Source organism: Bradyrhizobium murdochi, from assembly GCF_000472965.1.
Classification (GTDB): domain Bacteria; phylum Pseudomonadota; class Alphaproteobacteria; order Rhizobiales; family Xanthobacteraceae; genus Bradyrhizobium; species Bradyrhizobium murdochi.
This window is the reverse complement of sequence record NZ_AXAU01000028.1, coordinates 1-12,277: the sequence shown is the minus strand read 5'-3', so window position 1 is coordinate 12,277 and position 12,277 is coordinate 1. Positions and strand designations below refer to the sequence as shown.

The 12,277-nt window shown below is 63.1% G+C and carries 9 protein-coding genes and 1 pseudogene; 8 read left to right on the top strand and 2 right to left on the bottom strand.

All coding sequences use genetic code 11. The features are described from left to right. Positions 1 to 987 precede the first annotated feature (987 nt). The 6 genes and pseudogenes from YUO_RS45375 to YUO_RS0133205 all read left to right on the top strand — a co-directional run bounded on the left by YUO_RS45375 (position 988) and on the right by YUO_RS0133205 (position 7,234). A pseudogene (locus YUO_RS45375) lies at positions 988 to 2,037 on the top strand (Rossmann-fold NAD(P)-binding domain-containing protein). 438 nt (positions 2,038 to 2,475) lie between these two features. Beyond that, the gene (locus YUO_RS0133225) at positions 2,476 to 3,624 is read left to right on the top strand and encodes an ABC transporter substrate-binding protein (RefSeq protein WP_430649582.1); all 1,149 of its coding nucleotides are present in this window, start codon (positions 2,476 to 2,478) and stop codon (positions 3,622 to 3,624) included. A 314-nt stretch (positions 3,625 to 3,938) separates the two neighbouring features. Continuing rightward, positions 3,939 to 4,811 carry a branched-chain amino acid ABC transporter permease gene (locus YUO_RS0133220; RefSeq protein WP_028351110.1) on the top strand — a complete coding sequence of 291 codons (873 nt, stop codon included), beginning with the start codon at positions 3,939 to 3,941 and terminating at the stop codon, positions 4,809 to 4,811. Next, the gene (locus YUO_RS0133215; RefSeq protein WP_028351109.1) at positions 4,811 to 5,758 is read left to right on the top strand and encodes a branched-chain amino acid ABC transporter permease; all 948 of its coding nucleotides are present in this window, start codon (positions 4,811 to 4,813) and stop codon (positions 5,756 to 5,758) included. The genes YUO_RS0133220 and YUO_RS0133215 overlap by 1 nt, the downstream gene beginning before the upstream one ends. Beyond that, positions 5,755 to 6,537, top strand: a complete 783-nt coding sequence (locus YUO_RS0133210; RefSeq protein ID WP_028351108.1) for an ABC transporter ATP-binding protein — start codon at positions 5,755 to 5,757, stop codon at positions 6,535 to 6,537. Before YUO_RS0133215 ends, YUO_RS0133210 begins: the two co-directional genes overlap by 4 nt. Continuing rightward, the gene (locus YUO_RS0133205) at positions 6,530 to 7,234 is read left to right on the top strand and encodes an ABC transporter ATP-binding protein (protein WP_028351107.1); all 705 of its coding nucleotides are present in this window, start codon (positions 6,530 to 6,532) and stop codon (positions 7,232 to 7,234) included. Before YUO_RS0133210 ends, YUO_RS0133205 begins: the two co-directional genes overlap by 8 nt. Before the next feature lie 390 nt (positions 7,235 to 7,624). Here YUO_RS0133205 and YUO_RS42460 read toward each other — a convergent pair whose 3' ends face one another. Continuing rightward, positions 7,625 to 8,440, bottom strand: a complete 816-nt coding sequence (locus YUO_RS42460) for an IS110 family RNA-guided transposase (protein WP_035728178.1) — start codon at positions 8,438 to 8,440, stop codon at positions 7,625 to 7,627. Here YUO_RS42460 and YUO_RS48550 point away from each other — a divergent pair. Continuing rightward, complete coding sequence (locus YUO_RS48550) at positions 8,415 to 9,398, top strand: ABC transporter ATP-binding protein (RefSeq protein ID WP_083754807.1); 984 nt, start codon at positions 8,415 to 8,417, stop codon at positions 9,396 to 9,398. The genes YUO_RS42460 and YUO_RS48550 overlap by 26 nt on opposite strands. A gap of 18 nt (positions 9,399 to 9,416) precedes the next feature. After that, positions 9,417 to 9,737: an NIPSNAP family protein gene (locus YUO_RS0133185; RefSeq protein ID WP_028351104.1), complete on the top strand. Its 321-nt coding sequence runs from the start codon at positions 9,417 to 9,419 to the stop codon at positions 9,735 to 9,737. Between the two features lie 1,392 nt (positions 9,738 to 11,129). On the opposite strand, the gene YUO_RS0133175 is transcribed toward YUO_RS0133185, so the two are convergent. Continuing rightward, entirely contained in the window at positions 11,130 to 12,194 is a 1,065-nt protein-coding gene (locus YUO_RS0133175) for an IS110 family RNA-guided transposase (protein WP_028347586.1), read from the bottom strand. Positions 12,195 to 12,277 lie beyond the last annotated feature (83 nt).

Sequence of the window (12,277 nt, the reverse complement as noted above, 5' to 3'; positions counted from 1 at the left end):
GGTCAGGCGCCGTCCGCCGAACTGAAGTGGCGCGCAGGCATGGTGATGTTTTGACCATTCCAGCCCGCCGCACTGCAGCATTTCTCGCAAACCGACTATCCCAGCCTCGCGCCCTTTGACGATCAGGGCTATCCTTTCCCTCCGATCGTGCTTTGGCGAACCGCATGAGGCTTGGCCCCCGGTGGCGGCTCCCGGTGCAAGAGATGAGCCGCACAGCTTCCATCGGGATCATCAAATGACGCATGGCGGTCAAAAGGGTTTCGGCATGACCAAGCACGGCCGATCGGGGCACGCGACCCGATCGCCGCGTTTTCGCTTCCTGCAGAAACTCGAGGCACAAAAGAACGATCACAAGGACCGCTCTCGGATCGCGGACCCGAAGCAGTCCGTCGAAGAGCTATTCCATCCCCGGAAGCCAACACGGGCCTGACGAAACCATCAGAACCAACCCGGCACCTTCAAGCAGGCAAGTCGAGGTGGATACAGTGAACGAGACAGTGGCCCGGATCGACGCGCAAAGTCAAACGCGACATCACCCAATGGCAAAATGCAATCTTGCCCGCGCCGCGGAGGCCATCGAAGCCGGCGTTGCGGAACGCTTATCTGCGCTATTTCAATCGCTATATGGATCACCGGTTCCCATCGGCGGCGGTGGAAACCGGGCAGGGGGTCGACAGCCGGATCACAATCCCGGGGCGACCGCAGATGAGTGTCGACGGCATGCCCTGCGAACAGTACGCGGCTTCTCTTGAAGAGATCTCCGCCGCTGTGGCGTCGCAGCCGAGCTGATCATCTTGGATGTTGCGCTGGCAACTGGACCATACTGCTCGCCTCGGGTCCAAGAATCCGGTTCGCCGGCGCAGCTCCAGTCGCCACGGTTCGGCCGGATGCGCCGCTTGTCGTCACCGCACCGGCGGCGTCGAGCCGGCCGATGGCACAAAGCAGGCCGCAATGAACCCGAGCTAAGATCTCAAAGGAAACTCGGCGATGTCGACATACAACATTCTCATCCTAGGCGCTTCATACGGTTCGTTGCTTGCGTCGAAGATTCTGCTCGGCGCGCATTCGGTGAAACTTGTCTGTCTTCCGGCCGAGGCAGATCATCAATTCCGAAGGGTTTCGTGTTCGGATTCCGATCCGCGGCCGGAGCGAACCCATCGAGCTGGATTCTCGCAAGCTGCCCGGCCGAGTGTCAGCCGCGGGAGCGACTGACCTCGACCCGCAGGAATACGACCTTATCGGCCTTGCGATGCAGGAGCCGCAGTACGGATCGCCCGGAGTGCGGGAGGATGCCGTGCATGTCGATCATGAACATGCCACCGCTTCTCTATATGAGGCGTATTCCGGGGATAGAGTCCGAGCTGCTTAAGCCTGCCTATACGGAGCCGGCCGTCTGGGAGGATTTCGACCCGAGCACGATGACGCTCTGCAGTCCCGATCCGCAGGCGATACGACCACCTGACGAAAAGGCCAATATATATTGCAGGTGACGCTGCCCACGAACTTCAAGGTCGCCCACTTTGACGTCGAGAGGGGCAACGAGATCGTCCGGCAGTTGGAGAAGGAGATCGATGCCGCGCGCTTCGATGCACCCGAAGGCAGGATCGAATTGCCGGTGAAGTTGCGGTTTTACGATTCCATTTACGTACCCTTGGCCAAGTGGGCCATGCTGATGGCCGGGAACTACCGGTGTATCACCGAGGACGGCATGCGCACCGCCCGAGAGGCCGTTCATTCGGATCTGGCAGCGTCGCGGTCGATTTATGATTTCGTCCTCGATGTGTGCGTCAAGATCGGCGCCTCGCGCGGCGAATTGGTGCCGTTCGAAAAGTACGCCGCGGCGGCGGAAAGCCTGTTGCGCCCGGCCTCCGCCGCCCGGGCCCTGAACAACGGTGCCTCGAAGATTGAGCGCGCGGACAAACTCGTTCAGCTTGCTGCGAAGCAGAAGGGCATGCGCCACCGCGCTCTTGATGAGTCGTGGCGCTGGTCGATCGGAGGCTAGAAGCCAATCGGAAGATGAAGCCCGCGGCAGCATAGCCGGGTAGCCGATCTACGGCTGGGTTCGCCGAAAGGTCTCGCCACGCCGGGCCAGCGGCGCGAGCCTTCGCCCCGCGCGCCGCCTGCACGAGCGGATGGATGCCGATGAACAACGTCTTCGCAGGCCGATCAAGCTTTGCTTGTCGAAGCCAACCACGTCTTCCACCTCGTCCGCGCGAACCTGGTCCCTCCAGCACCCGACGGTGGCTCTAGCTTGCCAATTGGCGGCTCAGGGCCAAAGCCGGTATGGGTAAACATCATTGACATAAGGAAATACGTCGGCCCACCGTGGTAGTTTCTGACGGCGCTGATCCGTTCGGTCAACTATATTGAGGAGGAAGGCCGCTCATCCCTCGAATGGATGCGATGCGCCGGGCAAGCTCTCTGCAAAAACGAGCACCCCGAAACCAGGAGGAATTCATGAGACCTCTCTCAGCCATGAAATGTCTTGCTGCGGCCGGCGCGCTCGGCTTGGCGCTGTGCCATCCCGCCTTTGCGCAGCAGAGCATCAAGATCGGTTCGATCCTCTCGATCACCGGCCCGGCCTCGTTCCTCGGCGATCCCGAGGAAAAGACGCTGCGGATGTACGTCGACAAGATCAACAGCACCGGCGGCGTCGGCGGCAAGAAGATCGAGCTCGTGATTTATGACGACGGGGGCGACGCCAACAAGGCGCGCACCTTCGCTACCCGGCTTATCGAAGACGACAAGGTGGTGGCCATGGTGGGCGGGTCGACCACCGGTACGACCATGGCGATGATTCCGGCGTTCGAGGAAGCGCAGGTGCCGCTCATTTCGCTCGGCGGCGCGATCGAAATCATCGAGCCGGTCCGCAAGTATGTCTTCAAGACGCCGCACACCGACAAGATGGCGTGCGAAAAGATCTTTGAAAACTTGAAGCAGCGCAACCTGAGCAAGATCGCGATAATTTCCAGCACCGACGGTTTCGGCACATCGATGCGGACACAGTGCCTGAAGGTGGCGCCGAATTACGGCGTGCAGGTCATCACCGAGGAAACCTACGGCCCGCGCGACAGCGACATGACCGCGCAGCTGACCAAGATCAAGAACACCGCTGGCATCCAGGCAGTGGTCAATGCCGGTTTCGGTCAAGCGCCGGCGATTGTGACGCGCAACTATGCCCAGCTCGGCATGACCGCGACGCCACTCTATCAGAGCCATGGCGTTGCCTCGAAGAGCTTCATCGAGCTTGCAGGATCTGCTGCGGAAAGCGTGCGCCTGCCGGCGGCGGCGCTGCTCGTCGGCGACAAGCTGTCGGACTCCGATCCACAGAAGAAGGTCGTGGTCGACTACAAGAAGACATATGAAGACACCGCGAAGCAGCCGGTCTCCACCTTCGGGGGCCATGCCTATGACGGTCTCTTCATTCTGGTCGAAGCGATAAAGCGGGCGAATTCGACCGATCCGAAGAAGCTGCGCGACGAAATTGAGAAAACCAAGGGCTTTGTCGGCACTGGCGGTGTGGTTAACATGTCGCCGACCGATCACCTCGGCCTCGATCTGTCGGCGTTCCGCTTGCTCGAAATCAAGGGTGGCGACTGGAGCCTGCTGGCGCCCGGGACGTGAGGCGGTATTGTGCCGACGTCTGATAACTGAAGGCCTCACGGTTCGAGACGCACGGCTGCGCCGCGCTCCTCACCATGAGGGGAGATGAGTTCGCCGCAATTGACAGGGCGCGAGCGTGTTTCGGGACGATGGATGCGCGCGTCAGCAAGACGGATACGCGGGTCAAGCGCGCGTATGACGCAGAAAATGTGACACTAGCCCCTCCTCAGCGGGGCGCGAAGCGCCGTCTCGAAGGATGAGGCCACATTACCGGACATGCGCGTGCGATCAGGCGTCGAAGAGCTGCGTTCAACCAGGACAATCAAAGCGGGCATATGGCCGAATTCTTCCAATTCCTGATGTCCGGGCTGACGGTGGGCGCGGTCTATGCGCTGGTCGCGCTCGGCTTCACGTTGATCTATAACGCCTCCGACGTGGTGAACTTCGCGCAGGGTGAGTTCGTCATGCTGGGGGGCATGGTGACGGTGTTTGTCGCAGCCGCCGGCGTTCCGCTGCCGCTGGCGGCACTCATTGCTGTCACCGTCGCCGTGGCCGTCGGCCTCCTGCTGTATTGGCTTGCGATCGAACCGGCCCGCGGCGCGCCCGCCGTCACCTTGATCATCATCACCATCGGCGCCTCAATCCTGCTGCGCGGCGCAGCACAGATGCTGTTCGACAAGCAGTTCCACAAGCTGCCGTCGTTCTCTGGCGACGCGCCGATCAACCTGTTCGGCGCCGCGGTGCAGCCGCAGAGCTTCTGGGTGCTCGGCGGCGCTGCGGTGATCGTGCTGTTACTGTACGTGTTTCTCGAACGTACCGTGCTGGGCAAGGCCGTGCTTGCCACTGCCGCCAATCGCCTGGCGGCGCGGTTGGTGGGGATCAACACCACAACCGTGATGGCGCTGGCATTCGGCGGATCGGCGGCGATCGGCGCCGTCGCCGGCATCCTGATCACGCCGATCACGCTGACGAGCTATGACGTCGGGACGCTGCTGGCTTTGAAGGGCTTTGCCGCGGCAATGCTCGGCGGCATGGGCAATCCGCTTGGTGCGGTGGCCGGCGGGCTTTTGCTCGGCCTGCTCGAGGCGTTCGGCGCCGGCTATCTCAGCTCGACCTACAAGGACGCCTTCGCTTTCATAGTCATTCTCGTCGTGCTGTTCGCCATGCCGCAAGGCCTGTTCGGACGCCGCGTGGTGGAGAGGGTTTGATGCCAGCGTGGCTTGGCCATCGCAGCCTGACGCTGATCGTGCTCGCCGCGATCGTCGTGCTGCTGCCGCTGGGGTTTCCGTCCAGCTACTACTTCCGCGTCGCTTCGCTGGTGTGGGTATCGGCCTTTGCGGCGGTTGGCCTCAACATCCTGATGGGGCAGGCGGGGCAGGTGAGCCTCGGCCACGCCGGCTTCTTCGGAATCGGCGCCTATGCCGTGGCGATCGGGCCTGCTCATGTCGGCCTGCCGTCCTGGGGCGCGCTGCTGATCGGCGCGGTGATCTCGGCGGCGTTGGCCTGGCTCGTCGGTCGTCCCATCCTGCGCTTGAAGGGACACTACCTTGCGATTGCCACGCTTGGCCTCGGTGTGCTTGTGGCCCTGGTGATCACTACCGAAAGCCGGTGGACCGGCGGGCCCGATGGCATGTCGGTGGCGAAGCTGTCGCTGCTCGGCTGGCGCGCCACCGGATCGAGCACCTGGTACTGGATCACAGGCGGCGTGCTCGTCGCCGGCACCTGGATCGCGCTCAATCTCGGCGAGACCCCGACCGGCCGCGCCTTTCGCGCGCTGCATGACAGCGAGGTCGCTGCCCGCGTGGCCGGCGTCGACGTGGCGCGCTTCAAGCTGCAGGCGTTTGTGATCGCAGCGGTCTATGCCTCGCTGGCAGGCTCCATGCTTGCGATGATGAACGGCTTCGTCAATCCGGATCAGGCCGGCTTCCTGCACTCGGTCGAGCTCGTCACCATGGTGGTGCTGGGTGGACTGGGCTCGGTGGTCGGCAGCATCGTCGGCGCCGCCATGCTGATCACGCTGCCGCAGGTGCTGACCGTATTCCAGGAGTATGAGCATCTGCTGCTTGGCCTGATCATTATTGTGTCCATGATCTTCATGCGCGACGGCATCGTACCCACGGTGTCGAGATGGCTGGCAGGGCGGGTGCGCACATGACGATCCTTACCGCGAGCAACATCGGCATTTCGTTCGGCGGCATCAAGGCCGTCGACGACGTCAGCTTCTCTGTCGACGCGGGGCGGATTCTGTCCATCATCGGGCCGAACGGCGCCGGCAAAACCACGCTGTTCAACGTGGTGTCGGGCCTCTATGTGGCCGACCGGGGCCACGTCGAGCTGATGGGGGAAGACGTAACCGGGTGTGCGCCGGAGGCGCTAGCCGCCCTCGGCCTGTCGCGCACTTTCCAGAACCTGCAAATCTTCCAGCGCATGACCGCCGCAGAGAACGTGATGGTCGGACGGCATTTGCGCGAAAGGTGTCATCTGCTTTCCGACCTGTTCCGGCTGCCGTCGGTCACGCGACAGAATCGCGCGACGCGGGAGGCGGCGCTGGCGCTGCTCGACGAGGTGGGCCTGCGTCGCCGCGCCGACCAGCTCGCCGGCTCACTGCCCTACGGCGCGTGCAAGCGAATCGAGATCGCCCGCGCGCTGGCCGCCGAGCCGCGGGTGCTGCTGCTCGATGAACCGGCGGCCGGCTGCAACTCCGTCGAGACCGAAGAAATCGATCACTTGGTGCGGCGCGTTGCAAACAAGGGCATCGCAGTGGTGCTGGTCGAGCACGACATGAAGCTGGTGATGAAAGTTTCCGACCGGGTCCTGGTGCTCGAGCGCGGCCGGCCGTTGACCGAAGGCACGCCGCGCGAAGTTCGCGACAATCCGGCTGTGCTGGAGGCCTATCTCGGCAAACATGGCGCGCGGGGGGCTGCACGTGCTTGAGGTGTCGAACCTGCACAGCGCCTACGGCCGCATAGGGGTGCTAAAAGGCGTCAGCCTGGAGGTGCGCACGGGCGAGGTGGTGGCACTGATCGGCTCCAACGGTGCAGGCAAGACCACGCTATTGCGCGCGCTGTCGGGCGTACAGCCGATTAGCAGTGGCGAAATCCGCTTCCTCGGCGCGCGCATCGACAGATTGCCGCCGCACCGCCGCGTCGAGCGCGGCATGACGCAGGCGCCGGAGGGGCGGCAGGTGTTCGGCCCCTTGAGCGTCGAGGATAATCTGCGGCTCGGCGCCTACATGCGCCGCGACGGCGAGATCGAGCAGGACCGCGAGCGGGTGTTTGCGATGTTCCCGGTGCTGCGCGAGAAACGCCATCTCGTCGCCGGCGGCTTGTCCGGCGGCCAGCAGCAGATGCTGGCGCTCGGCCGTGCGCTGATGGGTAAGCCGAAACTGCTGCTACTCGACGAGCCGTCGCTGGGCTTGTCGCCCATTCTCGTCGATCAGATCCTCGCTGCGATCGTGGCGCTGAAGGCGAGCGGCATCACCGTCCTGCTAGTCGAGCAGAACGCCACCGCGGCGCTCGGAATCGCCGACCGCGGCTACGTGCTGGAGACCGGCCGTATCGCCTTGACCGGCGCAGCCGCGGCGCTGTTGTCCGATCCCAAGGTTAAGGCGGCATATCTCGGCGCGGATTGAAGCGGACCTTGCGTTCGGGGAATGTGCGGGAGAGCTAGTGATCGGCTAGCCTAGTCGAAGATCCGCCGTCAGCAGGCAGTCCAAGAGCGGACATCGCGGCGATCAAAGCGCTGTACGAATATGGGCCATGTGTGGACGGCTCCGGGTTGGCAAGGAGAATCTTCACGCTGCAGCATTGGTCGGAGCAGCCATGTGTTCGGCCTGTTTGCGCGGTACCCATGACCGCTGGCCATAATGCCCTCCGCGGATCAGGTCCCGATCAAAAGCACGCATTCAGAGATGCTATGGCCCAAGTGGGTTGTCCTGATCGCCGGATCGACCGGCACTGCATTACGTGCTGTTCGTCCTCCCAACCATTACGTCACGCCGTGGTGTCCGGCGCGATCTCGTTTACGCCGTGAGCGCGACCGGTTCCCGGTAGCGTTCGCCCCTCGCCATCATCGCCCAAGCCATCCTGGCGAGCTTGTTGGCGAGCGCGATGGCGGCGACCTTGGTCGGTCGCCGCGCCAGCAGTCCCGTGAGCCAGGGCCGATGGCCGGTGCCATGGATCTTGGCGTAGCGGATCACGGCGAGCGCACCAGCCGTGAACAGGCTGCGCAAATAGCGATCACCTTGTTTGCTGATATTGCCAAGCTTGTCCTTGCCTCCGCTCGAGTTCTGCTTCGGCACCAGCCCAACCCAGGCCGAGAAGTCTCGTCCCGATCGGAAGGCCTTGGGATCCGCAATGCTGGCGACCAAAGCGGTTGCCAGCGCCGGCCCGACGCCGGGGATCGCGTCCAGCCGTTTGCTCGTCACGCTTGATCGATGCCAGGCGATGATGCGTCGGTCGAACTCCAGGATTTGGGCCTTCAGGGCGCGCAATTGACTGCCGAGAGCGGCAAGACAGGCACGGGCGACCTCGGGGAGCCGGTCGTCGGCTGTATCGGCGACGACCTCCAGCAGTTGCTCGACACCCCGGCGCCCGACAGGGGCGACAATCCCGAACTCGGCCAGATAGGCGCGGATTGAATTGATCACGGCAGTCTGGTGGCGGATGAAGAGATGGCGCGCCCGGTGAAGCATTAGACAGCTCTGTTGTTCGACCGTCTTGGTCGGCACGAACCGCATATTGGGCCTCGTGACCGCCTCGCAAATTGCCTCCGCGTCGGTGCTGTCGTTCTTCTGCCGCTTGACGTAGGGCTTGGGTTCGATTCGTTTCGGCGGCAAGGCCGTGGAGCATCTGGCGCCGAAAGATCGCGACATCGCGATGGTGTTCCAGTCATATGCGCTTTATCCGCACATGACTGTGCGCGGCAATCTCGCCTTCGGCCTCAAAATGAAGGGCGTTCCACGGGCGGAACGCGAACGACTGGTGCAGCGGGCGGCGACAATCCTGGGGATTGAATCCTTGCTCGATCGCAAACCGCGACAACTTTCGGACGGACAGCGCCAACGGGTGGCGATGGGTCGTGCCCTCGTGCGCGAGCTGCGTGCCTTCCTGTTCGACGAACCCCTGAGCAATCTCGATGCCGCATTGCGGGCTCAGATGCGGATCGAGATCAAGCGCATTCATCAGCGCCTCAAGACCACCGTCGTCTATGTCACGCACGATCAGATCGAAGCGATGACGCTGGCTGACAAGATTGTCGTTATGCGCAGCGGGCGCATCGAGCAAGTCGGCGATCCCATGTCGGTTTATCGGGCGCCGGTGAACAAGTTTGTGGCCGGCTTCATCGGCTCGCCGAAAATGAACTTCATCGCGGCGCGACTTGTTCTCGAAAAGGGCGAATTGAGAGCTGAACTGCGCAACGGCGCTGCGATTTCTTTGCCGCGCGACCGGTTCGCCTCTTATCGCGCCTATGCGGAAGCTGAAGTGGAGATTGGCTTGCGCCCCGAGCACCTCACCGACCGTGCGGAGCCGCCAGATGGCGATTGCCAATTTCTGGATGGCGTTGTCGACGTGATCGAGCCCATGGGGGCCACAAGCCTGATCACCTTCACGCTCGCTGGCGCCGCCTATAATGCAATCGGCGACGCTGGCCGCGTGCGCGGCGCCGGCGAGCCTTTACGGTTATGCGCGCAGCTTCGGCATATGCACCTGATCGATCCCCAGACCGAACGCGTGGTGCCGCCGCTCGAAAGCGACACCGAGGCACCGAAACATGCGCACCGACTGGCCGTCTGACTATCGCGAGGACGTCCTATGGTCATTGATCATCGCACCTACACCATGCATCCCCTGAAACTTGGCAAATGGCTCAAGCTCTATGAGGAATTCGGCTTGCCGGTCCAGCTTCGACACCTCGGCAACTTGATCGGCTTCTTTCAGACCGAGATCGGTCCGCTGAACCAGGTCGTGCACCTCTGGGGATTCGATACGCTTGAAGAGCGGCAGCGCCGCCGGGCGGCTATGGCCATAGACCCCGACTGGCAGGAGTTTCTTCGGCGCAACGAAGAACTAGGGGCGTTGCTCTACCAGGAGGACAAGATCGTGGTGCCAGTCAGCTTCTCACCCATCAAGTGATCACAGACATGATTTCCAGCCACCGCACCGTGGCCCGTTGCAGAGGCCCGGTTGATCGGGACCGTTGAATTTGTATGCAGCGGCACGACTATTTGGCGCGGCCACCTACGCGGCCAAGCTGCACCAGTTTCCGTGGATTGCCCGATGGAGCTCTCCTCCGAGAAGGTCAGCGCCAACGGGCAATCCTGAGTGATCGCCTTGAGTAGCCGAAGGGTGCTGCAGGGTTGTTTCGGTCGTCTCCCCTGAGGAGCAGCAGTTTCGCGATCAAGTCGCCGACAAATCGGGGTACGGATGACCTATCTCTCTCGGCAGCGTACCGTTACGGATCGATCAGGACGCCCGGGTTGAGCATGCCTTGCGGATCCAATTCGTGCTTCAGCAGCGCTTCGGCAACAACAATCTGAAAGCCGGCGCAGGAAACGGATGGATTTCCGCGGCTGCGACGGACAGCAGGTCCTGCGATCGCGCGAGCGACCGAGTTGGCGCGCGCGGTCGATCGTGGCGGCAACCGCGCAGCCGCGTGTGATCGTGCGGGCGGTGATCGAGCCAATCGGCCAAGTACGGTCAATCGTGCCAAGGGTGGTGGCCGTGATCGCGCAAGCGCCGGCGACCGCGGTCGCGATGCGGCGGGGGCCCGGTGGTCGCGACACCGCATTCAGGAACATGTCGTCCGGCAGGGCTGCCAACCTGCAGTCCGCCCGCGGTCGGGCGAGCTTTGGTGGACGGACTGGAGGCGCTGTCGCCTTCGCCGGCTGCGGTGGCGGCGGTTTCGCTGGCGGCGGAGGGTTACGTAGAGGCAGGCGGTTTTGTCGGCGGAGGTTTCCGCGGCGGTGGCGGTCGGCGCTCCAACAACAGGCCTCCGCAGACTCTCGGGATCGCAGCTCATCATGTCGGCCGGCTGCTGCGAAGCGGACTCTGCTGCCGCCTGCCGCAACGGGTGCTTGTGACCCGAATGTATGGTCCGGCCGCGCGTTGCAAGAGGTTTCGTCAACCTGGCAGATGCGGTCTTGCATCAATGTATCCGGCCTCTGCTTGGAGCGTGTGGTGCTCCGGGCCATCATGGATATCAGCGCGCATGCGAGCTGATTAGCGGACAGGCCTCGACCGGGCCATTTGGGTCACCAGTGTTCGCATGCGCCGGGAAGACCGATCCTCCATCGTCGTCTCATCCTCTCGCAGACCTCGGCGGGTAAGGGATGTTGGTTACCTCATCGATAGCTCCTCACTTCGCGCTGTTCCTTTGTTCGTGCCTGGCGGTCGTTCCTTCGTCCCGGCCTGCGCGCGCAGACGCGCCACGCGCAAGGGCTGTCAAGGCCGGCCGTCGTGCTGTCCTGGCGTCTTGCGCTGGCGCTGCCAGGCCGCGCCTTGACGGCCCCGAGCACGGCGCGAGGATCAGGCAGGTCGGGACGCCGTCTCCTCCGTCTTGACGCATTCGAAGGCGCGTCCCTTGTTGAGAACCGCCCACGCGATCCGGGCGAGCTTGTTGGCGAGCGCAATCGCCAGCACGTTGTGGTGCAATCGTTTCTTGGCGGCTTCGATCCAAGATTTGAGGCCATAGCGCTCCCAACACTTGACCTTGACCAACACAACCCACGCGGCTTGCACGAACAGCGCGCGCAGGTAGCGATTGCCGCGCCTTGATATCTTGCCGAGGATCGTGCGATCGCCGGTCGATATCTGCTTCGGCACCAGTCCAAGCCAGACGCCGAAGTCGCGGCCTTTCGAGAACACGTCTCCAGTGCCGATCGCGGCCACCATTGCGCTCGAGATAAGCGGGCCAATGCCGGGCACCGTCATCAGTGGCTCGCAGGCCTCATCTTGACGGGCCAGCGTTTCGATTTCGCTAGATAGCCCCTCGATACGCGCATCCAGTCGGCACCAGTCTCCCGCCAGATCCTCGATGATGCGCAACATGCGAGACAAGAGCACATCGGTGCGTGTTGCCAGGATACCCGGCAACTCGGACCGCAGCGAATGCAGGCCTTGCCGCACGGCGATACCCCGCTCCAGCAGGAACGCACGGATCTGATTGATGACGCCGGTACGCTGACCGACCAATCGATCGCGGACGCGGTGCAGCGCCTGAAGGTCGAGCTGATCGGCGGTCTTGGTCGCGACGAACTTCATGGTCGGGCGTTGGACAGCCTCGGCGATGGCTTCCGCATCCCGGAAGTCATTCTTCTGTCCCTTCGAATACGGGCGCACGTATTTCGCCGGCATCAGGCGGGCATCGTGGCCAAGCATTTGGAGTTTGCGACTGAGATGATGCGCGCCGACGCAGGCCTCCATACCGATCAAGCACGCCGGCAGGTTGGCGAGCCGCGTTTCCACCTGGCCGCGTGACCACTTCTGCCGCAGCACGATGGCACCGCGGTGATCATGACCCACGATGTGGAACGAGTTTTTGCCGATATCGATGCCGATCACGGCGATCGTCGCGTTGAGTTTCTGAGACATGGCGTGCTCCTTGTCTTGAGCGCCCCTTGCCAGCTTCTCGTGCTGGCAGGGCCGGAGCACGGCCGGACCATCCCATTAGCAGA